Annotated in this window: 26 protein-coding genes; 15 read left to right on the top strand and 11 right to left on the bottom strand. The window is 59.7% G+C overall.

Annotated elements, in window-relative coordinates; translation table 11 throughout:
- The first annotated feature begins 24 nt into the window (after positions 1–24).
- From AC3WP4_RS19985 to AC3WP4_RS19975, 3 genes are all read left to right on the top strand, one after another.
- A complete protein-coding gene (locus AC3WP4_RS19985; RefSeq protein ID WP_102615805.1) occupies positions 25–1083 on the top strand; it encodes a PA0069 family radical SAM protein in 1059 nt (352 codons plus the stop codon).
- 243 nt (positions 1084–1326) lie between these two features.
- Positions 1327–2058: a carbonic anhydrase gene (locus AC3WP4_RS19980; protein ID WP_033059830.1), complete on the top strand. Its 732-nt coding sequence runs from the start codon at positions 1327–1329 to the stop codon at positions 2056–2058.
- Positions 2059–2148: 90 nt separating this feature from the next.
- Positions 2149–3678: a SulP family inorganic anion transporter gene (locus tag AC3WP4_RS19975; protein ID WP_074872333.1), complete on the top strand. Its 1530-nt coding sequence runs from the start codon at positions 2149–2151 to the stop codon at positions 3676–3678.
- A gap of 44 nt (positions 3679–3722) precedes the next feature.
- Here the strand turns inward: AC3WP4_RS19975 and AC3WP4_RS19970 are convergent, their stop codons facing one another.
- A complete protein-coding gene (locus tag AC3WP4_RS19970; protein WP_008152480.1) occupies positions 3723–4373 on the bottom strand; it encodes a hypothetical protein in 651 nt (216 codons plus the stop codon).
- A 371-nt stretch (positions 4374–4744) separates the two neighbouring features.
- Here AC3WP4_RS19970 and coxB point away from each other — a divergent pair, with 371 nt between their 5' ends.
- The 4 genes from coxB to AC3WP4_RS19950 all read left to right on the top strand — a co-directional run bounded on the left by coxB (position 4745) and on the right by AC3WP4_RS19950 (position 9191).
- A complete protein-coding gene (coxB, locus tag AC3WP4_RS19965) occupies positions 4745–5872 on the top strand; it encodes a cytochrome c oxidase subunit II (RefSeq protein ID WP_102615804.1) in 1128 nt (375 codons plus the stop codon).
- 82 nt (positions 5873–5954) lie between these two features.
- Complete coding sequence (ctaD, locus tag AC3WP4_RS19960) at positions 5955–7547, top strand: cytochrome c oxidase subunit I (RefSeq protein WP_074872329.1); 1593 nt, start codon at positions 5955–5957, stop codon at positions 7545–7547.
- Positions 7548–7712: 165 nt separating this feature from the next.
- Entirely contained in the window at positions 7713–8270 is a 558-nt protein-coding gene (locus AC3WP4_RS19955; RefSeq protein ID WP_074872327.1) for a cytochrome c oxidase assembly protein, read from the top strand.
- Positions 8271–8303: 33 nt separating this feature from the next.
- Positions 8304–9191 carry a cytochrome c oxidase subunit 3 gene (locus AC3WP4_RS19950; RefSeq protein ID WP_074872326.1) on the top strand — a complete coding sequence of 296 codons (888 nt, stop codon included), beginning with the start codon at positions 8304–8306 and terminating at the stop codon, positions 9189–9191.
- A 3-nt stretch (positions 9192–9194) separates the two neighbouring features.
- Here the strand turns inward: AC3WP4_RS19950 and AC3WP4_RS19945 are convergent, their stop codons facing one another.
- Positions 9195–9398, bottom strand: coding sequence for a twin transmembrane helix small protein (locus tag AC3WP4_RS19945; protein WP_008152470.1), 204 nt, complete (start codon positions 9396–9398; stop codon positions 9195–9197).
- Between the two features lie 70 nt (positions 9399–9468).
- On the opposite strand from AC3WP4_RS19945, the gene AC3WP4_RS19940 reads away from it, so the two are divergent.
- From AC3WP4_RS19940 to AC3WP4_RS19920, 5 genes are read left to right on the top strand one after another with little or no spacing between them, the layout of a single operon-like run.
- On the top strand, positions 9469–10209 hold the full coding sequence (locus AC3WP4_RS19940) for an SURF1 family protein (protein WP_102615803.1): 741 nt from the start codon (positions 9469–9471) through the stop codon (positions 10207–10209).
- Positions 10175–10768 (top strand): PA_0111/PP_0108 family redox-active disulfide protein, encoded by a 594-nt coding sequence (locus AC3WP4_RS19935; RefSeq protein WP_102615802.1) that lies wholly within the window; start codon positions 10175–10177, stop codon positions 10766–10768. Before AC3WP4_RS19940 ends, AC3WP4_RS19935 begins: the two co-directional genes overlap by 35 nt.
- Before the next feature lie 10 nt (positions 10769–10778).
- Complete coding sequence (locus tag AC3WP4_RS19930; protein ID WP_102615801.1) at positions 10779–11858, top strand: COX15/CtaA family protein; 1080 nt, start codon at positions 10779–10781, stop codon at positions 11856–11858.
- On the top strand, positions 11846–12745 hold the full coding sequence (gene cyoE, locus AC3WP4_RS19925) for a heme o synthase (RefSeq protein WP_076029134.1): 900 nt from the start codon (positions 11846–11848) through the stop codon (positions 12743–12745). Before AC3WP4_RS19930 ends, cyoE begins: the two co-directional genes overlap by 13 nt.
- On the top strand, positions 12742–13377 hold the full coding sequence (locus tag AC3WP4_RS19920) for an SCO family protein (protein ID WP_102615800.1): 636 nt from the start codon (positions 12742–12744) through the stop codon (positions 13375–13377). Before cyoE ends, AC3WP4_RS19920 begins: the two co-directional genes overlap by 4 nt.
- Positions 13378–13551: 174 nt before the next feature.
- Here AC3WP4_RS19920 and AC3WP4_RS19915 read toward each other — a convergent pair whose 3' ends face one another.
- The 3 genes from AC3WP4_RS19915 to AC3WP4_RS19905 form a co-directional block, all read right to left on the bottom strand.
- Complete coding sequence (locus tag AC3WP4_RS19915; protein ID WP_102615799.1) at positions 13552–14325, bottom strand: MetQ/NlpA family ABC transporter substrate-binding protein; 774 nt, start codon at positions 14323–14325, stop codon at positions 13552–13554.
- 79 nt (positions 14326–14404) lie between these two features.
- Positions 14405–15079, bottom strand: coding sequence for a methionine ABC transporter permease (locus tag AC3WP4_RS19910; protein ID WP_074872313.1), 675 nt, complete (start codon positions 15077–15079; stop codon positions 14405–14407).
- Positions 15079–16086, bottom strand: a complete 1008-nt coding sequence (locus tag AC3WP4_RS19905) for a methionine ABC transporter ATP-binding protein (protein WP_074872312.1) — start codon at positions 16084–16086, stop codon at positions 15079–15081. Before AC3WP4_RS19905 ends, AC3WP4_RS19910 begins: the two co-directional genes overlap by 1 nt.
- A 263-nt stretch (positions 16087–16349) precedes the next feature.
- Here AC3WP4_RS19905 and katE point away from each other — a divergent pair, with 263 nt between their 5' ends.
- Positions 16350–18488, top strand: coding sequence for a catalase HPII (gene katE, locus AC3WP4_RS19900; protein WP_102615798.1), 2139 nt, complete (start codon positions 16350–16352; stop codon positions 18486–18488).
- Between the two features lie 121 nt (positions 18489–18609).
- On the opposite strand, the gene AC3WP4_RS19895 is transcribed toward katE, so the two are convergent.
- Genes AC3WP4_RS19895 through zur form a run of 4 tightly spaced genes read right to left on the bottom strand, consistent with a single transcriptional unit; the run spans position 18610 to position 21412 of the window.
- Positions 18610–19326, bottom strand: a complete 717-nt coding sequence (locus tag AC3WP4_RS19895; protein ID WP_076029139.1) for a PA5502 family lipoprotein — start codon at positions 19324–19326, stop codon at positions 18610–18612.
- A 37-nt stretch (positions 19327–19363) separates the two neighbouring features.
- A complete protein-coding gene (gene znuB / locus AC3WP4_RS19890; RefSeq protein ID WP_102615797.1) occupies positions 19364–20152 on the bottom strand; it encodes a zinc ABC transporter permease subunit ZnuB in 789 nt (262 codons plus the stop codon).
- Positions 20145–20930, bottom strand: a complete 786-nt coding sequence (gene znuC / locus AC3WP4_RS19885; RefSeq protein WP_102615796.1) for a zinc ABC transporter ATP-binding protein ZnuC — start codon at positions 20928–20930, stop codon at positions 20145–20147. The genes znuB and znuC overlap by 8 nt, the downstream gene beginning before the upstream one ends.
- Positions 20930–21412: a zinc uptake transcriptional repressor Zur gene (gene zur / locus AC3WP4_RS19880; RefSeq protein ID WP_074872304.1), complete on the bottom strand. Its 483-nt coding sequence runs from the start codon at positions 21410–21412 to the stop codon at positions 20930–20932. The genes znuC and zur overlap by 1 nt, the downstream gene beginning before the upstream one ends.
- A gap of 66 nt (positions 21413–21478) precedes the next feature.
- Between zur and AC3WP4_RS19875 the strand changes: the two genes are divergently transcribed.
- On the top strand, positions 21479–22399 hold the full coding sequence (locus AC3WP4_RS19875; RefSeq protein WP_102615795.1) for a zinc ABC transporter substrate-binding protein ZnuA: 921 nt from the start codon (positions 21479–21481) through the stop codon (positions 22397–22399).
- A gap of 119 nt (positions 22400–22518) precedes the next feature.
- Here AC3WP4_RS19875 and AC3WP4_RS19870 read toward each other — a convergent pair whose 3' ends face one another.
- Together AC3WP4_RS19870 and AC3WP4_RS19865 are read right to left on the bottom strand one after the other, a co-directional pair.
- Entirely contained in the window at positions 22519–23469 is a 951-nt protein-coding gene (locus AC3WP4_RS19870) for a homoserine kinase (protein ID WP_046044879.1), read from the bottom strand.
- Positions 23470–23527: 58 nt separating this feature from the next.
- Positions 23528–23818 carry a DUF2782 domain-containing protein gene (locus tag AC3WP4_RS19865; protein ID WP_074872303.1) on the bottom strand — a complete coding sequence of 97 codons (291 nt, stop codon included), beginning with the start codon at positions 23816–23818 and terminating at the stop codon, positions 23528–23530.
- Between the two features lie 74 nt (positions 23819–23892).
- Here AC3WP4_RS19865 and polA point away from each other — a divergent pair, with 74 nt between their 5' ends.
- Complete coding sequence (polA, locus tag AC3WP4_RS19860) at positions 23893–26664, top strand: DNA polymerase I (RefSeq protein WP_102615794.1); 2772 nt, start codon at positions 23893–23895, stop codon at positions 26662–26664.
- The last annotated feature ends 222 nt before the right edge of the window (positions 26665–26886 follow it).

Raw genomic sequence — 26886 nt, 5'->3', positions numbered from 1 at the left:
CATACAGTCAAAGGACCCTTGTCGATGTCTACTCCCTTGCCACCTCGCGGCCGCGGCACCGCCACCAACCCGCACAACCGTTTCGCGCCGAATCGCTCGGTGGCCGAGGATGACGGCTGGTATCAGGAAGCGCCGATCACCCAGGGCACCGAGGTGCGCATCGAAACGGCGAAAACCATCATCACGCGCAACAACTCGCCGGACTTGCCCTTCGATCGCTCGATCAATCCCTATCGCGGCTGCGAGCACGGTTGCATCTATTGCTACGCACGGCCCAGCCACGCTTATTGGGACATGTCGCCAGGGCTGGATTTCGAAACCAAACTGATCGCCAAGACCAACGCCGCCGATGTACTGGAAGAACAACTGTCCAAGCGCGGCTATCAATGTGCGCCGATCAATCTGGGCTCCAATACGGATCCTTATCAACCGATCGAACGCGAACACAAAATCACCCGAAAAACCCTCGAAGTGCTGCTGCGCTATCGCCATCCCGTGACCATCATCACCAAGGGCTCGCTGATTCTTCGGGATCTGGACCTGCTGGCCGAACTCGCCGAGCAGAGGCTGGTAGCAGTGATGATCAGCCTCACTACCCTGGACGATGAGCTCAAACGCATCCTCGAACCGCGCGCCGCGGCACCCAAGGCTCGGTTGCGGGCGATCCGCGTGATGCGTGAAGCGGGAATTCAGGTGGGCGTTCTGTGCTCGCCGATGATTCCGATGATCAACGACAGTGAACTCGAAAGCCTGCTCACCGAAGCTCATGCCGCCGGGGCGCAAAGTGCGGCCTACATGATGCTGCGCTTGCCGCTGGAGGTTGCACCGCTGTTCGAAGAATGGCTGGCGGCCCACTATCCTCAGCGTGCCGCGCATGTGTTGAGCCTGATTCGCCAAAGCCGTGGCGGCGAGCTCTACGACAGTCGCTTCGGTGCCCGGATGCGTGGCGAAGGGCCGTTTGCCGATCTGCTGGCGCAGCGCTTTGCCAAAACCATCAAACGCCTGGGACTCAATCGTCGGGAAGGTTTTAATCTGGACTGCGAAGCCTTCTGTCCGCCCGGTCGCCAGATGTCGTTGATTTGAGGACAATTGGCCTATGGTTGAGTAGGGTGAAATGCACTTTGCCACTACGCCAGTCACGTTTTTTGTGAGCTGTAACACACGTTCTAGAGCGTTTTATTCAGTTTGAGTTAAGTTTCGACCGCTACCTTGTTCATCGAGTGACTGATGGGTCGAGGCTCTCGACCTGGATGTTTTTTAAACAGCCACTGGCTTCACACCGGACAAAACGGGAAAATTCCCTGACTCCGCCAAAGAGGATGAATCATGAGTGACAAGGATAAACAGCCGTTGGCTGCGTCGGCTTCAGCCCAACCGGAGGCGGAAACCGCCGATGCAGCGCTGCAGCATATCGTTGACGGCTTTTTGCATTTTCATCACGAAGTTTTTCCACAGCAGGAAGAACTCTTCAAAAAACTCGCCACGGCCCAGAGCCCCAGAGCGATGTTCATCGCCTGCGCCGATTCGCGCATCGTTCCCGAGCTGATCACCCAAAGCGCCCCCGGCGATCTGTTCGTCACCCGTAACGTCGGCAACGTTGTGCCGCCTTATGGGCAAATGAATGGCGGTGTATCCACGGCGATCGAATACGCCGTCCTGGCCCTTGGCGTGCAGCACATCATCATCTGCGGGCACTCTGACTGTGGCGCGATGCGCGCAGTGCTCAACCCGCAAAGCCTGGAAAAAATGCCGACGGTCAAAGCCTGGTTGCGTCATGCCGAAGTGGCAAAAACCATGGTCCAGGAAAACTGCCATTGCGCTGACGAAAACGAAAGCATGCACGTCCTCACCGAGGAGAATGTGATCGCCCAGCTGCAGCATTTGCGCACGCACCCGTCGGTAGCCTCGCGCATGGCCAATGGTCAGTTGTTTATCCATGGCTGGATCTACAACATCGAAACCAGCGAAATCAGAGCTTACGACGCGGACAAGGGTTGTTTCCTGCCGCTCGATGGCAGCCACCCGATTCCGGTGGCGACGCCTAAAGCGCGCTTCTAAATCCTCCTAAATCATTGTGTGGTTTAGCCGAGGCTGCCGATCAGGCAGCCTGGCTTCGCCATGCCTGAAGAAAACTTCGGGAGAGTCACCATGCGTGCTGCTCAACTTAAAGCTGTTCTGCCACGGGAGCTGCTGGCGTCCGTGGTTGTGTTTCTCGTCGCCCTGCCCTTGTGCATGGGCATCGCCATCGCCTCGGGGCTGCCGCCATCCAAAGGCTTGATCACCGGCATCATCGGTGGCCTGGTGGTGGGCTGGCTTGCCGGTTCGCCACTGCAAGTCAGCGGCCCGGCGGCCGGCTTGGCGGTTCTGGTGTTCGAACTGGTGCGCCAGCATGGTATCGCCATGCTCGGTCCGATCCTGTTACTGGCGGGTTTTCTGCAGTTGCTGGCCGGGCGCTTTAAATTGGGCTGCTGGTTCCGGGTGACGGCGCCAGCAGTGGTCTACGGCATGCTCGCCGGGATTGGTGTACTGATCGTGTTGTCACAGGTGCATGTGATGCTCGACGCCGTGCCCAAGCCTTCGGGGCTGGACAACCTGGCAGCCTTCCCCGCTGCCGTCGTGCAGGCCTTGCCCTCCTTCGGTTGGCAAGCCGGGTTGCTCGGACTGTCGACGATTGCGGTGATGTGGCTGTGGGAGAAATTCCGCCCCCATTCCCTGCGCTTCATTCCCGGCGCACTGCTGGGTGTAGGCCTGGCGACGGTCGCCAGCCTGATGCTCGCCTTGCAGGTCAAACGCGTGGAAGTCCCGGCCAACCTCGCAGAAGCCATCGACTGGCTGAAGCCTGCCGACTTGCTCAATCTGGCTGACCCGACCTTGCTGATCGCCGCATTTGCCGTGGCGTTTATCGCCAGCGCCGAAACCCTGCTTTCAGCCGCCGCGGTGGACCGCATGCACAGCGGCCAGCGCTCAGACTTCGACCGGGAATTGTCGGCTCAAGGCGTAGGCAACATGCTTTGCGGCCTGCTCGGCGCGCTGCCAATGACCGGCGTGATCGTACGCAGTTCGGCCAACGTCCAGGCAGGGGCCACCACGCGACTGTCGGCGATCTTCCATGGCTTGTGGCTGCTGGCTTTCGTGTTGCTGTTGTCCAGCGTGCTGCAAAGCATTCCGGTGGCGAGCCTGGCGGGCGTTCTGGTTTACACCGGTTTCAAACTGGTCGACCTCAAGGCCTTCCGCGGTCTGGGCCGTTATGGCCGGATGCCGATGTTCACCTACGCGGCAACAGCCCTGGCGATCATCTTCACCGACCTGCTGACTGGCGTGCTGATCGGCTTCGGCCTGACCCTGGCCAAACTGGCCTGGAAGGCTTCGCGGTTGAAAATCAGCCTGATCGACCTGCCCAAGGACGGCGAAATGGAATTGCGGTTGATCGGTGCAGCGACCTTTCTCAAAGTGCCGGCGCTGACCCAGGTGCTGGGAACCATTCCGGCTGGCGCGACGGTGCATGTGCCGCTCAATAACCTGAGCTACATCGATCACTCGTGCCTGGAGTTGCTGGAGGAATGGAGTCGGGCCAATGCGGCCAAGGGGTCAAAACTGTTGATTGAAGCGCGGGGGTTGAAGCGCAGGCTGGAAGGGCGATTGCGGACCACGACGGGCGTCGGCTCCGCAGCCGCTTAAAAAAAATCGCAGCCAACAGGCTGCGATTTTTTATGGGCAACGAATCAAGCCGCTGGCTGATCCAGCTCCAGGCCGACGCCCAACTGGCGCGACAGGCACGGCCAGCGCTTCCATGCAGCGCCGGTGTCGGGGCTGTTGAGTTTCTCGCGGTAGGCCTCGACGGACTCCAGCGCGAAACTGTCTTCATTGAGCATCTCGTCCACGGCGTGATGCACCGCCTCATCCAGTTGATTGGCGAACTCTTCGCCGATCAGTTGGTGGGCAATCAGGTTGGCAACCGTCATGTCCAAGGGGATCAGTGGCTGGCCAAAATGCTTGATGTACAGGTCATTGACCTCTTCGACCAGGCGGTGTGCCAGATAGGCTTCGTCCAGCAGGCTGTCCAGACCCACGTGACCGGCCATGATCGCTGGCGGCTGAAGGAAGAACTGCTCGGCGATTTTCAGCACCGGTTTGATCTGTGATTCGATACCCGCTTCCCTGGCGACTTCATTGGCTGCGTCCAGCAGGTCCGGCACTTGCTCTATATACGCGGCCACAAAACGCGTCATCACGCCGTTGGCGTCGACATCCGGCAATTGGATGGCGGAGTGAAGGTGTGGCAATTGGGTTTCCAGCTGACGAGTCAGCAGGCCGGTTTCGGCTTCGTGTTGTTGGGCTTTTTGGATCTGCTCGCGCAATGCGGCGGTGTTCATGAAAACTCCAGGAAACAAAGGCAATGAAATAGGGAAGACATAACTTAGCTGGCATACGAAAAATGCTAAGACGCATTTGTCATAATTATTTCATCCTTGAGACATCAAAGTTATATCGATTTGCCACCACTCGTCTGCATCCTTCTCCATTCGTGCCCTGGAACGCAAGTCCCAGCTGTTTCAGATGATTTACGCCATCACGTTGCGAGGTGGCAGTCGCTGTCTATACTCGGGTGGGAATGGAGTTAGCTGATGACGCCCGACTGCACACGCAGCAAGGCTCGGCGATTCAAGTTCGTAGTCTGAAAAAGCCGCTCCCTTGCCGCAGGTGAAAGCCGGCGGGATAAAAAGAACTATAAGGGGAACCCGCAATGATGCGACATCCACATGTCTGGATGGGCCTCCTGTTGTGGTCGATTTTCAGTCAGGCGCAAGCGGCCTGGACTGTGAATATGGCGCCTGGAGCGACTGAAATCAGTCACGCAGTATTTGACCTGCACATGACCATTTTCTGGATCTGTGTAGTGATCGGCGTCATCGTCTTCGGCGCCATGTTCTGGTCGATGATTCTCCACCGCCGCTCGACCGGGCAGGTGGCCGCAAAATTTCATGAAAGTACCACCGTCGAAATCCTCTGGACCATCGTGCCCTTCCTGATCCTGGTGGCCATGGCGGTTCCCGCGACCGCAACCCTGATCAAGATGTACGACGCCAGTGAGCCGGATATCGATATCCAGGTCACCGGCTATCAGTGGAAGTGGCACTACAAATACCTGGGCCAGGATGTCGAGTTCTTCAGCAACCTGACCACGCCTGCCAATCAGATCAACAACAAGGAAGCCAAGAGCGAGCACTACTTGCTGGAGGTCGACAAGCCTTTGGTGCTGCCGATCGGCGCCAAGGTGCGCTTCCTGGTGACTTCCGCCGACGTTATCCACTCCTGGTGGGTGCCGGCCTTTGCAGTCAAGCGCGATGCGATTCCGGGGTTCGTCAACGAAGCCTGGACCCGTGTCGACAAACCCGGCCTCTACCGCGGTCAATGCGCCGAATTGTGCGGCAAGGACCACGGTTTCATGCCGATCGTGGTCGAGGTCAAGGAAAAGGCCGATTACGAAAAATGGCTGGCCGAACGCAAGGCTGAAGCCCTCCAACTCAAAGAACTGACCAGCAAGGAATGGACCCTCGAGGAGCTCAAGGAGCGCGGCGACAAGGTCTATCACACCACCTGCGTCGCCTGTCACCAGGCCGAAGGTCAGGGCCTGCCGCCGATGTTCCCGGCGCTCAAGGGCTCGAAAATCGCTACCGGACCGATCAAGGATCACTTGGGCATTGTCTTCCACGGCAAGCCCGGAACCTCCATGGCGGCGTTCGGCAAGCAGCTCTCGGAAGTCGATATCGCAGCGGTCGTGACCTACGAACGTAACGCCTGGGGCAACAATAAAGGCGACATGGTCACCCCTAAAGAAGTGCTGGAGCTGAAACAGGCGGAAAGCAAATGACCCAGTCTATTGCGCACGTAAGCAACCCGTCGGGGCATCGCGCCCCGGCCTGCCCAGCCCATCTGTTTGCAGGAGACAGGACATGACTGCTGTCGTCGACGACCATGTTCATACCGGCACCGCCCACGCCCACGGCCCAGCCAAAGGCCTGATGCGCTGGGTGCTGACGACCAACCACAAGGATATCGGCACGCTGTACCTGTGGTTCGCGTTCTCCATGTTCTTGCTCGGCGGCTCGTTCGCGATGGTGATTCGTGCCGAGTTGTTCCAGCCGGGACTGCAAATCGTCCAGCCGGAATTCTTCAACCAGATGACCACCATGCACGGCCTGGTGATGGTCTTCGGCGCGGTGATGCCGGCTTTCGTCGGCCTCGCCAACTGGATGATCCCGTTGATGATCGGCGCGCCGGATATGGCACTGCCACGGATGAACAACTTCAGCTTCTGGCTATTGCCGGCGGCGTTCATCCTGCTGGTATCGACCCTGTTCACCCCCGGCGGCGGACCGAACTTCGGCTGGACGTTCTACGCCCCGCTGTCGACGACCTACGCACCGGAAAGCGTGACCTTCTTCATCTTCGCCATCCACTTGATGGGGATCAGTTCGATCATGGGCGCGATCAACGTGATCGCCACCATCCTCAACCTGCGCGCCCCCGGCATGACGTTGATGAAAATGCCGCTGTTCGTCTGGACCTGGCTGATTACCGCGTTCCTGCTGATCGCGGTGATGCCGGTACTGGCCGGCTGCGTGACGATGATGCTGATGGACATCCACTTCGGCACCAGTTTCTTCAGTGCCGCCGGTGGTGGTGACCCGGTGTTGTTCCAGCACGTGTTCTGGTTCTTCGGTCACCCCGAGGTGTACATCATGATCCTGCCGGCCTTCGGTGCCGTCAGCTCGATCATTCCGGCCTTCTCGCGCAAGCCGCTGTTCGGCTACACCTCGATGGTCTATGCGACGGCGAGTATCGCGTTCCTGTCGTTCATCGTCTGGGCGCACCACATGTTCGTGGTCGGCATTCCGCTGGTGGGCGAGTTGTTCTTCATGTACGCCACATTGCTGATCGCGGTGCCGACCGGCGTGAAGGTGTTCAACTGGGCCAGCACCATGTGGCAAGGCTCGCTGACCTTCGAGACACCGATGCTGTTTGCGGTGGCGTTCGTGATCCTGTTTTCCATCGGCGGGTTCTCCGGGTTGATGCTGGCCATCGCCCCGGCGGACTTCCAGTACCAGGACACCTACTTTGTGGTCGCGCACTTCCATTACGTACTGGTACCGGGGGCGATCTTCGGGATCTTCGCCTCGGCCTACTACTGGCTGCCGAAATGGACCGGCCACATGTACGACGAAACCCTCGGCAAGCTGCACTTCTGGCTCTCGTTCATCGGCATGAACCTGGCGTTCTTCCCGATGCACTTTGTAGGGCTGGCGGGCATGCCACGGCGGATTCCCGACTACAACCTGCAGTTCGCCGACTTCAACATGGTCTCGTCGATCGGCGCATTCATGTTCGGCGCCACGCAGATCTTCTTCCTGTTCATCGTGATCAAGACCATCCGTGGTGGCGAGCCGGCACCGGCCAAGCCGTGGGATGGAGCAGAAGGCCTGGAGTGGAGCATTCCGTCGCCGGCGCCGTATCACACCTTCACCACGCCGCCGGAAGTGAAATGAACACTGCGACCTTTGTGGGGGCGAGCCTGTGTGGCGAGGGAGCTTGCTCCCGCTGGGTCGCGAAGCGGCCCCAAAAGGTTTGCGCCTGCTTCGCAGCCGAGCGGGAGCAAGCTCCCTCGCCACAAAGGGCAGCTCCCATAGGGTTCTCTGCGGAGGTTAGAAGCGATGGCTGACTCTATTTCTTTGAAGAAACTGGTCACGCGCCTGTTGCTGGTGGTGGTGGCGATGTTTGTCTTCGGGTTTGCCCTGGTGCCGATCTACGACGTGATGTGCAAGGCGTTCGGCATCAACGGCAAGACCGGCGGGCAGTATGAGGGCGAGCAAACGGTCGACACCTCGCGGCAGGTTCGCGTGCAGTTTCTGTCGACCAATTCCGCCGACATGTCGTGGGATTTCTACCCCAAGAGCGATGAGCTGACGGCGAATCCGGGAGCGGTGAACGAGATGATCTTCATCGCCCACAACCCTACAGATCAGCCGATGAGCGCCCAGGCGGTTCCGAGCATCGCGCCCAGCGCCGCGGCGGCGTATTTCCACAAGACCGAATGTTTCTGCTTTACCCAGCAAGTGCTGCAGCCCGGTCAACGGATCGAGATGCCGGTACGTTTCATCGTTGACCGTGACATGCCCAAGGATGTGAAGCACCTGACGCTTTCCTACACGCTGTTCGATATCACCGCACGTCATCCGCCCGCAGCTGTTGCTGCAAACACTGGTGGCTAGGCGTTAAAGCGTGCCCGATAAGGAGAACAATAAATGGCAACTCATGAGCATTATTACGTTCCGGCACAGAGCAAATGGCCGATCATTGCCACGATCGGTATGTTCGTCACCGTGTTCGGCCTGGCCACCTGGTTCAACGACCTGAAGGCGGCGCGGCCGGAGTCCCACGGCCCGCTGATCTTTTTCGTCGGTGGCCTGCTGCTGGCGTACATGCTGTTCGGCTGGTTTGGCACGGTCATCAAGGAAAGCCGCCAGGGCTTGTACAGCGCACAGATGGATCGCTCGTTCCGCTGGGGCATGAGCTGGTTCATCTTCTCGGAGGTGATGTTCTTCATCGCGTTCTTCGGCGCGCTGTTTTATGTCAGAGCCATTTCCGGCCCGGCGCTCGGGGGTGAAGGGGCCAAAGGCCTCGCTCATATGCTCTGGCCTAATTTCGAGTTCGTCTGGCCGTTGCTGAACAACCCTGATTCGAAACTGTTTCCGCCGCCCAAGGACGTCATCAGTCCCTGGGGCCTGCCGTTGCTCAACACCGTCTTGCTGGTGAGTTCCAGCGTCACCGTGACCATCGCTCACCACGCCTTGAAAAAGGGCCATCGCGGCGCGCTGAAAATCTGGCTGGCGCTCACCGTGCTACTGGGCTGCGCGTTCCTTGGTTTTCAGGCCGAAGAATACATACACGCGTACCACGAACTGGGCCTGACGCTCGGTTCGGGCATCTACGGCGCGACCTTCTTCATGCTCACCGGTTTCCACGGCGCCCACGTGACCATCGGCACCATCATCCTGTTTGTGATGTTGATGCGGGTCATGCGCGGGCACTTCGATGCCGACCATCAGTTCGCGTTTGAAGCGGCGAGTTGGTACTGGCACTTCGTAGACGTGGTGTGGATCGGTCTTTTCGTTTTCGTCTACGTGCTCTGAGGCTTACCAAGGTACGTGCGACACCAGTTGGCCGCTGAAAAAACCCCAGGCAATCAAGCCGACGGTAATGGCGGCCAGCGCAACACGAACACTCAAGGCAATGACGAGGCGGTTCGAGCTGCTGTCGTCCTTGACCAGAAAAAACAGGCCGCTGAACAGGCTGACAACCGTGGCAATCAGCATCAGGACGATGGCTGCTTTGAGCATGGTGAAACTCCGGGGGAAAGGCGATGCACTTGAGTATAGCTATCGCGACTACCGACTTTCTGGCGACGCCATGAAGCGTTTCCGGCCGGGCATCGTGCCGACCCTGGTGGTCGCGGTGTTGTTGCCCATGCTGGTGTCACTCGGGTTCTGGCAATTGAGCCGGGGCGCAGAGAAAAGTGCGCTGCTGCAAAGCTACGCCGAGCGCCGCGCCGCCGAACCGATGGCCAGCACCGAACTGCAACACGCCGCAGATCCGGCCTTCCGCCGGGTTCACCTGCACGGCCAGTTCGATGCCGCCCACAGCCTGTTGCTGGATAACCGTCAGCGCGACGGCAAGGTTGGCGTCGAACTGCTGCAGCCGTTTCAGGATCAGGCGACCGGGCTTTGGCTGCTGGTCAATCGCGGCTGGCTGCCGTGGCCGGATCGCCGCATCCCACCGCAATTCACCACGCCGACTCAGGCCTTGAGTCTCGTTGCCTGGGTCTACGTCTCCCCCGGCGCTACCTTCCAGTTGCACGCCGACCCGAACACCACGACCTGGCCACAACTGATCACCGCAGTCGAACCGGCCAGGCTCTGGACGGCGCTGAATCGTGAAGGTTTTGCCTACGAATTACGCGCAGAAAGCGCTCCCGCGACTTACCAGGCTGACTGGCCGGTAGTCGCCATGGGACCGGAAAAACACCTGGCTTATGCCGTGCAGTGGTTCGCCATGTCGATCGCCCTGTTCGGCCTCTATCTCTATCTCGGCTGGCACAACGCAAAGGAGAAACACCATGGGAGCGGCCATGAATCCACCCAGCATGTCTGAAGCGAAATCGCCGGTGAGTCGGCGCAAGGGGCGATTGCAGTTGCTGCTGATCCTGCTTGGGGTGATCGGTCCGATGATCCTCGCCACCGGCATGTACAAATTGCAGTTCTGGGTGCCGGAAGGTCGCAGCTATCACGGCGAACTCATCGGCAACGGCCAGACCCGCGCCGACCTCGGCGTACAGGCGCAGGAGGATCGTTGGCAGATACTGGTGACCGCGCCCAAGGAGTGCTCGGTGGACTGCCAGCAACTGGTGTACCTGGCCCGGCAGATCCAGATCGGCCTCGGCCGTGATGCCGGGCGCGCCAGTCATGCCTTGGCCATGGCGCAACCGCTGAGCAGTGAATACGACGCCAAGTTGACGCGCGAGTATCCTCAATTGCAGCGCTATCCACTGAGCCTGACCGAGTTCCACAAAACTGCCGGCGAGAAGGCTGTGCCGCAGCTGTGGATCATCGACCCTCACGGCAATCTGGTGCTGCGCTACGACCCGACGGTGAAAGGCAAGGATCTGCTCAACGACCTGCGCCATTTGCTGAAACTGTCGAACATCGGATAAGGGCATCGTCATGGCCAAACCTGGATTTCGCCTCGCGCTGTTTGCCACCTTGCTGGCACTGATTGTGGTGTTGCTCGGGGCCTACACCCGCCTGACCCACGCCGGCCTCGGCTGCCCGGACTGGCCGGGTTGCTATGGCTTTATCAGCGTGCCGCAAAGCGAAGTTCAATTGGCCCATGCCGAACTGCATTTTCCCGACGCTCCCGTGGAAGCCCATAAGGGCTGGAACGAGATGGTTCACCGCTACTTCGCCGGCACGTTGGGGCTGCTGATCTCGGTGCTGGCGGGTCGCGCCTGGGTTCATCGTCGTCACCCGGGGCAGCCGGTGAAGTTGCCGTTGTTTTTGCTGGCGGTGGTGATTGCCCAAGCGGCATTCGGCATGTGGACGGTGACGCTCAAGCTCTGGCCGCAAGTGGTCACCGGGCATTTGCTCGGCGGCTTTGCGACGTTGAGCCTGTTGTTTTTGCTGACGTTGCGCCTGTCCGGCGTACTGCCAGCGCTGACCGTGCCCCGACGTTTGCAGTACTGGGCGACTGCCGGGTTGCTGCTGGTGATCCTGCAAATTGCCTTGGGTGGCTGGGTCAGTTCCAACTACGCGGCGGTGGCCTGTATCGACTTCCCGACCTGTCATGGGCAATGGCTGCCGCCCGCAGACTTCGCCAACGGCTTTCATCTGAGTCAACACATCGGTCCCAATTACCTCGGAGGGCAACTGGACAGCGATGCGCGTACGGCGATTCATCTGACTCACCGCATCGGTGCATTGCTGGTAACCCTGGTGTTGCTGGGGTTGGCCTGGCAACTGAAAGTCGTCGGCATGACGCGGTTGGCCGGGTTGGTGCTGATTGCCCTCGCTGCACAAATCACCCTTGGCATCAGCAACGTGCTGTTTCACCTGCCGCTGCCAGTGGCCGTCGCGCACAACGCGGGCGGCGCGGCACTGTTGCTGACGATGGTGCTGGTCAATTATCACGCGCGAACCAGTCTGGTTCGGGTCAAGCAGCAACCCCCTGCGCGCTGGCGGTTCAGCCCGCGCAAACACTCAGCCGGGCCCATAACAATAAAAGGAGAGATGCCATGGCGACTCTGATCGGCGCACGTCACAGTCAGGCGATCTGGCGTGACTATCTGGAGCTGACCAAGCCGAAAGTGGTGGTGCTGATGCTCATCACCTCGCTGGTCGGCATGTTCCTCGCGACTCGCGCCGGGGTGCCGTGGACGGTGCTGGTGTTCGGCAATCTGGGGATCGCGCTGTGTGCCGGTGGTGCAGCGGCGGTCAACCATGTGGTGGACCGGCGCATCGATGCGGTCATGGCCCGCACGCACAAACGTCCCCTGGCCGAAGGCCGGGTGTCGCCTGCGGCCGCGCTGACGTTTGCCTTGGTATTGGCGGTGCTTGGGCAAGCCGTACTGCTGATCTTCACCAATCCGCTGACGGCGTGGCTGACCCTGGCCTCGCTGCTCGGCTATGCGGTGGTCTACACCGGTTTCCTGAAACGCGCGACGCCGCAAAACATCGTCATCGGAGGCCTGGCCGGCGCCGCCCCGCCCCTGCTCGGCTGGACCGCCGCCACCGGGCATGTCAGCGCCGAGCCGTTGCTGTTGGTGCTGATCATCTTCGCCTGGACCCCGCCGCACTTCTGGGCCCTGGCCATTCACCGCAAAGAGGAATACGCCAAGGCCGACATCCCGATGCTGCCGGTGACCCATGGTGAGCACTACACCAAGGTCCACATCCTGCTTTATACCTTCGCGCTGCTGGCCGTGAGCTTGATGCCGTACGTGATCCACATGAGCGGCGTGCTCTACCTGATTTGCGCGCTGGGACTGGGCGCGAGGTTTCTGCAATGGGCCGTGGTGCTGTACCGTGGCACTCGGCCGCACGCGGCGATCAACACCTTCAAGTACTCTATTTACTACTTGTTCCTGCTGTTTATCGCCCTGCTCGTAGACCACTACTTACTGTTGAACCTATGACTCGAACCCAGAAAACCGTCTTCATCCTCGTCGCCCTGATCGCGCTGGTCCTGGGCCTGACCATCAACAAAGTGCTGTCCGGCAAAGGCGAGGGCGATCCGACGGCCCTGATCGATGCCGGGATCATTCTGCTACCGCAAAGCCGCAACCTGCCGACCGTCACCATGACCGATCAAAACGGCAAGCCAGTGGCGGTCAACGAGCTGAAAGACAAATGGTCGCTGCTGTTCTTCGGCTACACCTTCTGCCCCGACATCTGCCCGACCACCCTCGCCCAGCTACGTCAGATCAAAAGCGAGCTGCCGCCAGAGGCTGTGGCCAAGTTGCAGATCATTCTGGTCAGCGTCGACCCCAATCGCGACACGCCCCAGCAGCTCAAGCAGTACCTGGGCTACTTCGATCCACAGTTCCAGGGGCTGACGGCTTCGTCGGTGGAAGACATCCAGAAACTGGCCAATGCGGTGAGCATTCCGTTCATTCCGGCGGATACCAGCAAGCCGAACTACACCGTCGACCACAGCGGCAACCTGGCGGTGATCGGGCCGGACGGGACGCAGCGTGGGTTCGTTCGGGCGCCGTTGAACAACGTGAAACTGGTAGAGCAGTTGCCGGTGATGCTTAACCGCAAATAAATCGACAAGCCAAAAAAAACCGCAGCCCATGGCTGCGGTTTTTTGTATCTGATCGTTCCCACGCTCCGCGTGGGAATGCCTCACCGGATGCTCTGCGTCCGCTCTTGGGACGCAGAGCGTCCCTGGCTGCATTCCCACGCAGAGCGTGGGAACGATCGGTTGTAGCGGGTTAATTCAGAACGCCGGCACTACCGCGCCTTTGTACTTCTCAAGGATGAAGGCTTTCACTTCCGGGCTGTGCAAGGCAGCAACCAGTTTCTGCATAGCGGCGCTGTCCTTGTCGTCCGGACGAGCAACGAGGATGTTCACGTAAGGCGAGTCGCTGCCTTCGATGACCAGCGCGTCCTTGGACGGATCAAGCTTGGCTTCCAGCGCGTAGTTGGTGTTGATCAGGGCCAGGTCGACCTGGGTCAGCACGCGCGGGATGGTCGCGGCCTCCAGTTCACGGAATTTCAGGTCCTTGGTGTTCTCGGTGATGTCCTTCACGGTCGCGAGGATGTTATTCGAATCCTTCAACTTGATCAGGCCAGCCTTCGCCAGCAGCAACAGCGCACGGCCGCCGTTGGTGGCGTCGTTCGGGATCACCACGTTGGCGCCGCCTGGCAGCTCGGTCAGCGCTTTGTGCTTGCTGGAGTAAGCGCCCAGCGGTTCCAGGTGCACGCCAGCAACGGCCACCAGATTGGTGCCCTTGGCCTTGTTGAATTCATCGAGGTACGGCTGGTGCTGGAAGAAGTTGGCGTCCAGACGTTTTTCCGCCACCTGCACATTCGGCTGGATGTAGTCGGTGAAGACTTTGACCTTCAGGTCCACGCCTTCCTTGGCCAGGGCCGGTTTCACGAATTCGAGGATTTCTGCGTGCGGGACCGGGGTCGCCGCGACAGTCAGGGTATCGGCAGCGTGAGCGGAAAAGGCTGCAACGGCAGCGAACGCGACGAGTAGTTTTTTCATTCAGCTAACTCCTTTTGAGGCGCCTGAATTCGGCGCCTGCCAGCGAATGGCCGGCTCAATTGTCATTTACGAGAACTGTTTATTTCCTGGAAAAATGTACAACCAACTTGTCGCCAACGGTTTGCAGCACCTGAACGATCACCAGCAGCAACATCACCGTCACGACCATCACATCAGGCTGGAAACGCTGGTAACCGAAACGGATCGCCAGGTCGCCCAAACCACCCGCGCCGACGACACCCGCCATCGCCGTGTAGGACACCAGTGTAATGGCTGTCACCGTAATCGCCGCGAAGATGCCTGGGCGGGCTTCCGGCAGCAAGGCATTGGTGATGATCTGCCGGGTCGTCGCGCCCATGGCCTGGGTCGCCTCGATGATGCCGCGATCCACTTCACGCAGGGCGGTTTCCACCAGCCGCGCGAAGAATGGCGTAGCGCCCACCACCAGCGGCGGGATCGCACCGGCGACACCGAGGGACGTACCGGTGATCAACACCGTGAACGGAATCATCACGATCAGCAGAATGATGAACGGCAGCGAACGCAGGATGTTCACCACCAGCGACAGCATCGCGTAGACGCCCCTGGCTTCCAGCAACTGACGCGGGCTGCAGAGGAACAACAGCACGCCCAGCGGCAAGCCGAGCAAAACGGTGAACAGCAGCGAACCGAAGAGCATCAGAAAGGTATCGCCGGTGGCCAGCCAGATTTCGTACCAGTCGATATTGACGAAGAAACTTGTCAGGACTTCCATCAGCGCAGCACCTCCATGTGGACGTCAGCTGCAGTGAAGTGGGCGAATGCCGCTTCCATGTCGCCACCGGTAACAGCCAGGGTCAACTGCCCGTAGGGCACGTCTTTGATGCGGTCGATACGACCGGCCAGGATGCTGTAGTCCACACCCGTTTCGCGAGCGACAGTGCCTAGCAATGGTGCGTAGGTCGATTCGCCCTGGAAGGTCAGACGCACGATACGCCCTGGAACATGAGCAAAGTCGTCGCGCTGTTCGCTTTCGTCGATCTGCTCGTCTTCTTGCACGAAGCGCTTGGTGGTCGGGTGCTTCGGATGCAGGAACACCTCAGCCACCGAACCTTGCTCGACGATCACGCCAGCGTCCATCACCGCAACCTGGTCGCAGACGCGGCGAATCACGTCCATCTCGTGGGTGATCAACACGATGGTCAGCTTCAGCTCGCGATTGATCTCGGCCAGCAATTGCAGGACCGACGCCGTGGTCTGCGGGTCCAGTGCGCTGGTGGCTTCGTCGCACAGCAGGATTTTCGGCTTGGTCGCCAGGGCGCGGGCAATGCCGACGCGTTGCTTCTGGCCGCCGGACAACTGCGCCGGGTACTTCCTGGCGTGGTCGGACAGGCCGACTCGTTTCAGCAATTCGGCCACACGCTGGTCGATCTCGCTGCGGGACATTTCGCCGGCCAGGGTCAGCGGCAGCGCGACGTTGTCGGCCACGGTCTTGGACGCCAGCAAGTTGAAGTGCTGGAAGATCATCCCGACCTGCTGACGAAAGCGCCGCAGGCTGTTGGCATCGAGCGCGGTGACTTCTTCGCCGTCGACCAATATCTTGCCGCCACTGGACTCTTCCAGGCGATTGATCAGACGCAGCAGGGTACTTTTTCCCGCGCCGGAATGGCCGATCAGGCCAAAGACCTGACCGTTCTCAATCGTCAGACTGGTCGGATGCAGGGCGGGAATATCCTTACCGGCGACGCGGTAGGTTTTGTGGACGTTTTGAAACTCGATCACGTAGCGAACCTTGTGGGGCGCGTTGGAAAAGGATCAGCGGTTAGCCGGGCGCGCATTTTAGCCTGTCCGTATAGAGGTTATTAGCATTTATTCCGTATTCAACCTTCCATTTGGCAATAACGCGATCAAAGGTTAGAAAAAAGGAACGGCGCAAAACGACATCAGTCACTAATTAGGCAACTCGAAAACGCCCCCGGTCCGTGCCTGGGGTATTGCTCAAGAATCCTGGCTACGGCGGGAATCGCAACGAGGAGTTTTGTCTGATGAGTATTAAAAAACCTGCCGCAACCAAAAGCGCACTGGCCGGGACCGATACCCCGGACCGCGGGAACACCAATGCCAAGCTCGACAGCCTGGAGCAATTTCGTTCCGACGCCACTGATCAGGCCCTGCGCACCAACCAGGGCGTGAAAATCTCGGACAACCAGAACACGTTGAAGGCCGGCGCCCGCGGGCCATCATTGCTGGAAGACTTCATCATGCGTGAAAAGATCACGCATTTTGACCATGAGCGCATTCCCGAGCGCATCGTCCATGCCCGCGGCACCGGTGCTCACGGTTACTTCCAGAGCTATGAAACCCATTCCGTGCTGACCAAGGCCGGGTTCCTACAAGACCCAAGCCAAAAAACCCCGGTCTTCGTCCGTTTCTCCACGGTGCAGGGCCCTCGTGGGTCGGGCGATACCGTGCGGGACGTACGAGGTTTCGCGGTGAAGTTTTTCACCGACGAAGGCAACTTCGACCTGGTGGGCAACAACATGCCGGTGTTTTTCATTCAGGATGCGATCAAGTTTCCGGACTTCGTGCATGCGGTAAAACCCGAGCCGCACAATGAGATCCCTACCGGTGGCTCGGCTCACGATACCTTTTGGGATTTTGTCTCTCTGGTGCCGGAGTCGGCGCACATGGTGATCTGGACCATGTCCGACCGGGCGATCCCGAAAAGCCTGCGCAGCATGCAAGGGTTCGGCGTGCACACCTTCCGCCTCATCAATGCCGAAGGTAAATCGCGCTTCGTCAAATTCCACTGGCGCCCCACTGCCGGGACCTGTTCGCTGGTGTGGGATGAAGCGCAGAAACTCGCCGGTAAAGACACCGATTACCACCGCCGCGATCTCTGGGAGTCGATCGAGATGGGCGACTACCCGCAATGGGAACTGGGCGTACAGATCATCGAGGAGGAGAACGAACATACATTCGACTTCGACATCCTCGACCCGACCAAGCTGATCCCGGAAGAACTGGTGCCGATCACCCCACTGGGCAAAATGACCCTCAACCGTAACCCCGACAACTTCTTTGCCGAAACCGAACAGGTCGCCTTCTGCCCTGGACATATCGTGCCGGGAATCGACTTTTCCAACGATCCATTGCTGCAAGGTCGGCTATTTTCCTACACCGATACGCAAATCAGCCGACTCGGTGGACCGAACTTTCACGAGATCCCGATCAACCGTCCGGTGGCACCGTTCCACAATGGTCAACGGGACGCGTTGCATCGCTCCACCATCGACAAGGGCCGCGCGTCTTACGAGCCGAACTCCATTGATAGCGGCTGGCCGAAAGAAACGCCGCCGGCAGCACAAGATGGCGGTTTCGAAAGTTATCCAGAGCGCATTGACGCCAACAAGATCCGTCAGCGCAGCGAATCGTTCAGCGACCACTTCTCCCAGGCGCGGCTGTTTTTCCACAGCATGAGCAAGCACGAGCAAGAGCACATCATCTCGGCTTACAGCTTCGAGTTGGGCAAGGTCGAGCGGGAGTTCATCCGCGCGCGTCAGGTGAATGAGATTCTGGCCAACATCGATCTGGATCTGGCCAAACGCGTGGCGCAGAACCTGGGGTTGCCAGCGCCCAAAGCCGGGACCGTCGAAGTACGCAAAACCTCACCGGAGCGCTCGCCGGCCCTGAGTCAGGCCAACTTGCTGCCGGCGGACATAAAAACCCGCAAAGTGGCCATCCTGGCAGCCAATGGCGTCGATGGTGCGGCGATTGATGCCATGAAGAAAGCGCTGACGGTCGAAGGTGCCCACGCCAAACTGCTCGGCCCGACGTCTGCGCCTGTGACCACCGCCGATGGCAAGGCATTGCCGGTCGATGCGTCGATGGAAGGCTTGCCGTCGGTGGCGTTTGATGCGGTGTTTGTGCCCGGTGGCGCGGCGTCGATCAAGGCGTTGAGCACTGACGGCGTGGCGCTGCATTACGTGCTGGAGGCGTACAAGCACTTGAAAGCGATTGCGCTGCAGGGCGAGGCCAAACAGTTGCTGGATGTGTTGAAGCTCGAGGCTGATGCGGGGTTGATCGTGGGCACGGATGCGAAGTTGATCAAACCGTTTTTTGCCGCGATCGGGCAGCATCGGGTGTGGGACAGGGAGCCGAAAGCCAAGGCGATTCCGGCTTAAGGTTTTGTATCGGTAGTCAGGACGCCATCGCGGGCAAGCCCGCTCCCACAGGGTATGTGGTTGATCACAGACTTGTGATCACCGCCGATCCATTGTGGGAGCGGGCTTACCCGCGATGCTTTTAGGGTTTACGCGGACTCAAAACCATCTGCGCCGGCACATTGCGCAAAATCTGCTTCTCCAGATTCAGATCAAAATCCGAATCGAGCTTCTTCACGCGTTTGGTCAGCAACGTGGTCAACCAAGGGAAGTCCTGGGTGCGTGGCGCCTGAATGCTCACATCGCACTGGTAATTCACCACATCGGCGGCGATCGCATCCAGTTGGCGACGAAGCTTGGTCATATCCGTCAGGTTCAACGCTACCGTGGTGCTTTCAGCCGTCGGATCAATAACCTTGGCCTGTGGCTTGGCTTCGGCAGCCATGAGCGCAGCTTCGGCTCTATCGAGTTCAGCTTTGCGGGCATCAACAATGGCATTGTTGACCCCACCGGTCAGCGCCGGAGCCTTGGGCATCAACGCCCGAGCACGGCTTAACGCCGTGGCAGCGGCATTCACATCACCTTTTTGCAGCACGATCCGACTGCGGTGCAGATAGGCTTCGGCCAGTTGCCGCTGGTATTGCTCAAGGGATGGATCATTGGGCGACTCGGCCTGCAAGGCCGCCAATTGATCTTCGGCAGTCGCCAGTTCGCTGCTGGCCAGGCTTTGTTGCAGCTGTGCGATGGCCGTGGCCCGTGCACCGCTAGCCTCGGGGGCCGCCGGTGGCGTGCTTTGACAAGCGCCCAGTAGCAATGAAAATGCGACAAGGAGCAGATAACGGGAGGGGAACAGCTTCATTCCTGCGACTCTCTATTTGCGCAAAAAACGAGCAAGTCTACACCCCTCGACGGGGCAGGACAAAACTCAGCAGAAACAGTGCGGCGGCCGTCACAACAATCGATGGGCCCGCCGGGGTGTCCTTGAACCATGACAACGCCAGCCCGCCACAGACCGCGAGCATACCCAGCAGGCTCGCGCCCAGCGCCATCTGCTCCGGTGACCGGGCGTGACGTTGTGCCGCAGCCGCCGGGATGATCAGCAATGACGTAATCAACAACACCCCGACGATTTTCATCGCCACCGCGATCACCACGGCGATCAGCAACATCAGGGTCAAACGCAACGCCGCCACCGGCAGGCCTTCAACCCTGGCCAGCTCTTCATGCACCGTGATGGCCAGCAATGGCCGCCACAACATCACCAGCAACGCCAGAACGGCCGTGCTGCCGCCGAGTATCCAGGCCAGATCGGTCGGGCTGATCGCCAGCAAGTCGCCGAACAGATAAGCCATCAGGTCGATCCGCACTTCGTGCATGAAGCTTAGTACGACCAGGCCCAAAGAGAGCGTGCTCGGTGCGAGAATTCCCAAAAGCGTGTCAGACGCCAGCGGTTGGCGCTGTTGCAAGGTCACCAGCAACACCGCCAGCAGCAAACAGCCTACGGTGACCGCCACGGTCGGGCTGACATCCAGCAGAAAACCCAGCGCCACGCCGAGCAGTGCGGCATGGGAAAGGGTGTCGCCGAAATAGGCCATGCGCCGCCAGACCACGAACGAACCCAGAGGGCCCGCGACCAACGCCAGGGCCAGGCCTGCAAGCAGGGCGTAGAGCAGAAAATCAGCCATGCTTGCAGCTATCTCCGTGAACGTGGGTAGAGGCCGATGGGACGGCGCTGACCACCGAGCCATGCAAGTCATGGGCGTGGTCGTGATGGTGGTGATAAATCGCCAGGCTTTGTGCGTTCTTTCCGAACAGCTCGACGAAAGCCGGATCACTGCTGACTTGCTCGGGATGACCGGAGCAGCAGACGTGATGGTTGAGGCAGACCACCTGGTCGGTGGTACTCATTACCAGGTGCAGATCGTGAGACACCATCAACACGCCGCAGCCGTGACGGTCGCGCAATCGCGTGATCAGGCTGTAGAGCTCGGCCTGTCCGGCCACATCGACGCCTTGCACAGGTTCGTCGAGCACCAGCAGTTCCGGCTCGCGCAGCAGTGCCCGGGCCAGCAGCACCCGCTGCATTTCGCCGCCGGAAACACTTTGCACCGGGCTGTCGATCACCTGTTCGGCGCCGACTTCCTTGAGTGCCGCCAAGGCCATTGCGCGGTCCACGCCCGGCACCAGACGCAAGAAGCGCAGCACCGACAGCGGCAGCGTCGGATCGACGTGAAGTTTTTGCGGCATGTAACCAACTCGCAGTTTCGGCTTGCGCCACACGCTGCCACTGTCCGGTTTCAACAGACCAAGTACAGCGCGAACCAGCGTGGTCTTGCCGGCGCCGTTAGGGCCGATCAGGGTGACGATCTGCCCGGGCTCGACGCTCAGCTCGATGTTATCCAGCACGTTTTGCCCGGCAAAGGTGACGGCAACCTGCTCGAGGCGGATCAGCGCGTTGCTCATCAAACCCCCTGGCAACCCGAACAGAGGCCGACCACTTCAACAGTCTGGCCTTCAACGACAAATCCGACATCCTTGGCGCTACTGATGATCGCGTCGCTGATGGATTTCTGTTCGAGCTCGATGGCGGCGTGGCATTCGCGGCAAATCAGGAACTGGCCTTGGTGAGCGTGTCCCGGGTGATTGCAGCCGACAAAGGCGTTCAGCGAGGAGATGCGGTGTACCAGGCCGTTTTCCAGCAGGAAGTCCAGCGCACGGTACACAGTGGGCGGCGCCGCACGGCGGCCATCCTGCTCGCTGAGTACGGCGAGAATGTCGTAGGCACCCAACGGTTTGTGGCTTTGCCAGACCAGTTCCAGCACCCGTCGGCGCAAGGCGGTCAGGCGCAGGCCTTGACGTGCGCACAGGACATCGGCCTCAGACAATGCGCTATGGACGCAATGAGAGTGGTCGTGGGGACGGCTGGCAATCGGTGTTTTAGGCATGAGCGGCGACGAGTTTTGTGAGAGACGTTATTATGTTACCCGTTCTCGCCTCTTCGAGTGGTCATCGTGTCCCGACTTTTTTCTATCTTTGTCGCATTTGTCGCCAGTTTTCTGCTGATCGGTTCAGCTCATGCCGAAGTCAAAGTTCTCACCAGTATCAAGCCTCTACAGCTGATCGCCGCGGCGGTGCAGGACGGCGTGGCGATTCCGGAAGTCTTGCTGCCGCCCGGTGCCTCGCCTCATAACTATGCCTTGCGCCCATCCGACGTACGGAAGGTGCAATCGGTGGATCTGGTCTACTGGATCGGTCCGAGCATGGAAGGTTTCCTGCCCCGCGTGCTGAATGGTCGTACGTTGCCCAGCGTCGCCGTGCAGGATCTGTCGGGCCTGAAACTGCGACATTTCGCCGAAGAAAGCCACTCACACGCCGATGAAGCCGACGAGCATGATCACGATCACCGTCCCGGCAGCCTGGACGCGCACTTGTGGCTTTCGCCGGTCAACGCCCGTGTCATTGCCACAAAAATGGCCGCTGATTTGAGTGCAGCCGATCCGGCCAATGCCGCGCGTTATCAGAGCAACCTCAAGGCGTTCGATGAGCGCCTGGACGCCATGGATCTTCGCTTGAAGGCGCGCCTGGCCGGCATCGCGGGCAAACCGTACTTCGTATTCCACGAGGCCTTCGACTACTTTGAAGACGCCTACGGCCTCAAGCATGCCGGCGTATTCAGCGTCGCCGCCGAGGTCCAGCCCGGTGCCCAGCACGTCGCGGCGATGCGCACTCGATTACAGGAAGTCGGCAAAACCTGCGTGTTCAGCGAACCGCCTCTGCGCCCGCGCCTGGCGGAAACCCTGGTGGCGGGTCTGCCGGTGAAGCTGGCGGAACTGGACGCGCTGGGCGGTTACACGCCAGCGACCGCCCAGGGGTATGAGCAGGTGCTGGAGAAATTGGGGAATGATTTGGCGGGGTGTCTGGAGTCGTTGTAAGCGTCCCGTAGACCTGTGGCGAGGGGGCTTGCCCCCGTTGGAGCGCGAAGCGCTCCCCTGCAAATTCATTAAGCGGGGCTGCTTCGCAACCCGACGAGGGCAAGCCCCCTCACCACAATTTAAAGCGCGAACGGCAGCGGCGTGCTGACCTTCTGCCGCTGCGCCAGACGCTGCTGAAATTCCATCGGATCGTGAATCAACACGTCCTGCCCGGCAAACGACTCGGCGGCGATCAACCGCGACAACCAGAACCGCACACACGCCACTCGGAGCATGGTCGGCCACAATTCCGCCTCGGCCGCCGTGAACGGTCGCAGCGCTGCATAAGCGCCAAGCAACGCCCTCGCCCGCGGCCCGTCGATCAACCCGCTCTCGTCCGAACACCAGTCGTTCAAGGCGATCGCCACGTCGTAGAGCATTGGCCCCGAACACGCGTTGTAGAAGTCGATCAACCCGGTCAGGTGCGTGCCTTCGAACATCGCGTTATCGCGGAACAGGTCGGCGTGGATATTGGCTCGTGGCAGCGCCAGAATTTTCGTCTTTTGCTGTGTGATCTCGTCCAGCGCCCGTTGCAGCAGATCGCTTTGCTCGGCATTGAGGTGCGACAGCAACTGCGTGCCCTCTTCCAGCATCCAGTCCAGGCCGCGATCGGTCTTGCGCTTGATCATGTTGGCCTGGGTCGCCAGATGCAGATGGCCGAGCAACTCGCCCACTTGAGCGCAATGCTGCGCATTGGCTTCCTTGATGTGCTTGCCGGCCAGACGTGGCTGCAACAGCGCAGGTTTGCCGGCCAGTTCGCGCAAGGCGACGCCATCGGTGGTGCGCAAGGCATAAGGCACGGGCAGGTCGGCGTCATGCAGCACATCGAGCAGTTCAATGAAGAACGGCATCTCCTGAACCGGACCGCGCTCAACCAGGGTCAGGACAAATTCGCCCTGCTCCAGGCTGATGAAGAAATTGGTGTTTTCGCTACCGGCGGCAATCCCCTGGAAATCAAGCAGGCGGCCGAGCCCGTAAGGGGCGAGAAAGGTTTCCAGCTCGGGCCGAGCCAGCGGGGTGAACACAGACATGTTTGAACTGCCAGTACGGGCGCCGCTGCTTGAGCCAGCGCCGATTGAAATTAAGAAACTACTTCCACTCAAAGATCTTCCACGACGGAATCAGCATATCCGGCTGATCCGAGCGGATGAAATTTGCATCGGTCCCGTCCGCGCGCACCAGGAAATACGGCGGTGCGCCCTTCGGTGTGACCTTGATTGCATACAGGAAACCGTTTTGACGGTACTCCTGGATGGTTTTATCCCCTTCCGTGCGGATAGTGACTTCCGGCTCTGGTGTCGGTGCATCGTCCGCCGCCATGACGGCCAACGGAACGGTTACAAACAAGCCAGCCAGCAACAGGCGATTTAGTGTGCGCATGATAACCTTGTCCCTTTGTCGTCAACGGTCCCGCTATTCTAGCGCCGGACCCGCCGAAAAGGTTGATCCTGCTCATGAGCCAAGCCCCCCTCGTCCTGGTGGACGGTTCTTCTTACCTGTACCGCGCCTTTCATGCCCTCCCACCACTGACCACGTCCAAAGGTCTGCCGACCGGTGCGGTCAAGGGCGTATTGAACATGCTCAAGAGTCTGCGCAAGCAGTATCCGGACAGTCCGTTCGCTGTGGTGTTCGACGCCAAGGGCGGGACATTCCGCGACGAGATGTTCGCCGAATACAAGGCCAACCGCCCGAGCATGCCCGACGACATGCGGGTTCAGATCGAGCCGCTGCACCAGAGCGTGATCGCCTTGGGCTTTCCATTGTTGTGCGTCGAAGGCGTCGAAGCCGATGACGTGATCGGCACCCTGGCCCGCAGCAGTGCGGCGGCCGACCGCCCGGTGGTGATCTCCACTGGCGATAAGGACATGGCACAGCTGGTCGACGGCCACATTACCTTGGTCAATACCATGACCGGTAGCGCGCTGGACGTGGAAGGCGTGAAGGAGAAATTCGGCGTCGCTCCCGAGCAGATCATCGATTACCTGGCACTCATGGGCGATTCTTCCGACAACATTCCGGGCGTTCCGGGCATTGGCCCGAAGACTGCTTCCGGCCTGTTGATCGGTGTGAACGGCGGCCTGACCGAGCTCTATGCGCAGCTCGACATCGTCCCGACCTTGCCGATTCGCGGGGCTAAAACCCTGCCCGCCAAGCTCGAAGAACACAAGGAGATGGCCTTTCTCTCCTATCAGTTGGCAACCATCAAGATCGACGTGCCGCTGGATATCGGCCTCGACGACCTGCGAATGGGCAAGCCGGATCACGACAAGCTCGCCGAGCTCTACACCTTGCTGGAGTTCAAGAGCTGGTTCGAAGAGAACCAGCGCGACGCCAAGCGTTCCGGCCAGGAAGTCGTCGCGCCGGTGGCTGAAGAAGCGGCTGTCGGCACCGAACTCAACTACACAACGATCCTCACCCAGGCTGATTTCGACCTGTGGCTGAAGAAGCTCAACGACGCCAAGCTGATTGCCTTCGACACCGAAACCACCGGCATCGATGCGCAGCAGGCGCAACTGGTGGGCCTGTCTTTCGCTGTACAAGCCAACGAAGCGGCCTACATCCCGCTGACTCATTCCTACATGGGTGTGCCGGATCAGCTCGATCGCGACACCGTGCTGCGCGCGCTGAAGCCAATCCTGGAAGACCCGAGCAAACTCAAGGTCGGACAGCACGCCAAGTTCGACATGAACATCCTGGCCAACTGTGCCATCGGTGGCGATCAGAGTTGTGGCATCACCGTGCAAGGCGTCGCTTTCGACACGATGCTCGAATCCTACGTGCTGGACTCCACCGCGACCCGCCACGACATGGACAGCCTGGCGCTCAAGTACCTGAATCACACCACCACCGGTTTTCAGGACATCGCCGGCAAAGGCGCCAAACAGCTGACATTTGACCAAATCTCCCTGGAACTGGCCGGACCTTACGCCGCCGAAGACGCCGACGTAACGCTGCGCCTGCATCAAACCCTGCTGGAAAAACTCAACGCCATCCCGAGCCTGAGCAAGGTCCTGAGCGAAATCGAAATGCCGTTAGTGCCGGTGCTGGCGCGGATCGAACGCCAAGGCGCGCTGGTCGATGCCAACCTGCTGGGCATTCAGAGCGTTGAGCTGGGCGAGAAAATGGTCGCCCTCGAGCGTGAGGCGTTCGCCATTGCCGGGGAAGAATTCAACCTCGGCTCACCGAAGCAATTGGGCGTGATCCTGTACGAAAAGCTCGGCCTGCCAATCCTCAGCAAAACCGCCAAGGGCCAGGCGTCTACCGCCGAAGCCGTGCTGGCGGAACTGGCCGAACAGGATTTCCCGCTGCCCAAAGTGCTGATGCAGTACCGCTCGATGAGCAAGCTGAAAAGCACCTACACCGATCGTCTACCAGAGCAGATCAACCCGCGCACCGGGCGAATTCATACCTCTTACCATCAGGCCGTCGCGGCAACCGGGCGCTTGTCGTCCAGTGACCCGAACCTGCAGAACATTCCGATCCGCACCGCTGAAGGGCGGCGGATTCGTCAGGCGTTCGTCGCCCCCAAAGGCTACAAGCTGCTGGCAGCAGACTATTCGCAAATCGAATTGCGAATCATGGCTCACCTAGCCAAGGATGAAGGTTTGCTGCACGCGTTCCGCAACAATCTGGACGTGCACAAAGCCACCGCCGCGGAAGTCTTCGGGGTTGAACTGGCAGACGTCACCACCGACCAACGGCGCAGCGCCAAGGCGATCAACTTCGGTTTGATCTACGGAATGAGCGCGTTTGGCCTGGCCAAACAGATTGGTGTTGATCGCAAGCAATCCCAGGCCTACATCGACCGTTACTTCGCCCGTTACCCAGGCGTGCTGGAATACATGGAGCGCACCCGCGCCCAGGCCGCCGAACAAGGTTTCGTCGAAACCATCTTCGGTCGTCGCCTGTACCTGCCGGAAATCAACGCGAAAAACCCGGCACTGCGAAAAGGTGCCGAACGCACGGCGATCAACGCCCCGATGCAAGGCACTGCGGCGGACATCATAAAGAAAGCCATGATTGCCGTGGACAGCTGGCTGACAGCGTCAGGCCTCGACGCCAAAGTCATCCTGCAGGTGCACGATGAATTAGTTCTGGAAGTGCGTGAGGATTTGGTCGATCAGGTCCGCGATGAAATTCGCGTGCACATGAGCGACGCAGCGAAGCTTGATGTGCCGTTGCTGGTAGAGGTTGGCGTAGGAAATAACTGGGATGAGGCTCACTGAACCGTCTGAAAAAAGTGTTTTCCGCTGCGGCATAGTGCCGCGGCAGAAAGACCGAAGGGCGCTTAGTTCGGAAAATTCGAAGGCCTATTCCAAAGGCTTTTTAAAAAATTCTGAACTAATCGTCGGAATCGCCACTCAGAGTTACTGAATGGGTGGTGAAGCCCTTCGATGCTCCTAATGTTGTGTTAAGTGTTGGCAGATATCTGGACCCCGCCCTAGCGG

Source organism: Pseudomonas sp. FW305-20, assembly GCF_058788075.1.
This window is presented reverse-complemented; position numbering and strand designations above follow the sequence as displayed.

Coding starts and splice junctions, on each gene's coding strand:
- AC3WP4_RS19985 (WP_102615805.1), top strand. CDS start 25: ATGTCTACTCCCTTGCCACCTCGCGGCCGCGGCACCGCCACCAACCCG.
- AC3WP4_RS19980 (WP_033059830.1), top strand. CDS start 1,327: ATGAGTGACAAGGATAAACAGCCGTTGGCTGCGTCGGCTTCAGCCCAA.
- AC3WP4_RS19975 (WP_074872333.1), top strand. CDS start 2,149: ATGCGTGCTGCTCAACTTAAAGCTGTTCTGCCACGGGAGCTGCTGGCG.
- AC3WP4_RS19970 (WP_008152480.1), bottom strand. CDS start 4,373: ATGAACACCGCCGCATTGCGCGAGCAGATCCAAAAAGCCCAACAACAC.
- coxB (WP_102615804.1), top strand. CDS start 4,745: ATGATGCGACATCCACATGTCTGGATGGGCCTCCTGTTGTGGTCGATT.
- ctaD (WP_074872329.1), top strand. CDS start 5,955: ATGACTGCTGTCGTCGACGACCATGTTCATACCGGCACCGCCCACGCC.
- AC3WP4_RS19955 (WP_074872327.1), top strand. CDS start 7,713: ATGGCTGACTCTATTTCTTTGAAGAAACTGGTCACGCGCCTGTTGCTG.
- AC3WP4_RS19950 (WP_074872326.1), top strand. CDS start 8,304: ATGGCAACTCATGAGCATTATTACGTTCCGGCACAGAGCAAATGGCCG.
- AC3WP4_RS19945 (WP_008152470.1), bottom strand. CDS start 9,398: ATGCTCAAAGCAGCCATCGTCCTGATGCTGATTGCCACGGTTGTCAGC.
- AC3WP4_RS19940 (WP_102615803.1), top strand. CDS start 9,469: ATGAAGCGTTTCCGGCCGGGCATCGTGCCGACCCTGGTGGTCGCGGTG.
- AC3WP4_RS19935 (WP_102615802.1), top strand. CDS start 10,175: ATGGGAGCGGCCATGAATCCACCCAGCATGTCTGAAGCGAAATCGCCG.
- AC3WP4_RS19930 (WP_102615801.1), top strand. CDS start 10,779: ATGGCCAAACCTGGATTTCGCCTCGCGCTGTTTGCCACCTTGCTGGCA.
- cyoE (WP_076029134.1), top strand. CDS start 11,846: ATGGCGACTCTGATCGGCGCACGTCACAGTCAGGCGATCTGGCGTGAC.
- AC3WP4_RS19920 (WP_102615800.1), top strand. CDS start 12,742: ATGACTCGAACCCAGAAAACCGTCTTCATCCTCGTCGCCCTGATCGCG.
- AC3WP4_RS19915 (WP_102615799.1), bottom strand. CDS start 14,325: ATGAAAAAACTACTCGTCGCGTTCGCTGCCGTTGCAGCCTTTTCCGCT.
- AC3WP4_RS19910 (WP_074872313.1), bottom strand. CDS start 15,079: ATGGAAGTCCTGACAAGTTTCTTCGTCAATATCGACTGGTACGAAATC.
- katE (WP_102615798.1), top strand. CDS start 16,350: ATGAGTATTAAAAAACCTGCCGCAACCAAAAGCGCACTGGCCGGGACC.
- AC3WP4_RS19895 (WP_076029139.1), bottom strand. CDS start 19,326: ATGAAGCTGTTCCCCTCCCGTTATCTGCTCCTTGTCGCATTTTCATTG.
- znuB (WP_102615797.1), bottom strand. CDS start 20,152: ATGGCTGATTTTCTGCTCTACGCCCTGCTTGCAGGCCTGGCCCTGGCG.
- znuC (WP_102615796.1), bottom strand. CDS start 20,930: ATGAGCAACGCGCTGATCCGCCTCGAGCAGGTTGCCGTCACCTTTGCC.
- zur (WP_074872304.1), bottom strand. CDS start 21,412: ATGCCTAAAACACCGATTGCCAGCCGTCCCCACGACCACTCTCATTGC.
- AC3WP4_RS19870 (WP_046044879.1), bottom strand. CDS start 23,469: ATGTCTGTGTTCACCCCGCTGGCTCGGCCCGAGCTGGAAACCTTTCTC.
- AC3WP4_RS19865 (WP_074872303.1), bottom strand. CDS start 23,818: ATGCGCACACTAAATCGCCTGTTGCTGGCTGGCTTGTTTGTAACCGTT.
- polA (WP_102615794.1), top strand. CDS start 23,893: ATGAGCCAAGCCCCCCTCGTCCTGGTGGACGGTTCTTCTTACCTGTAC.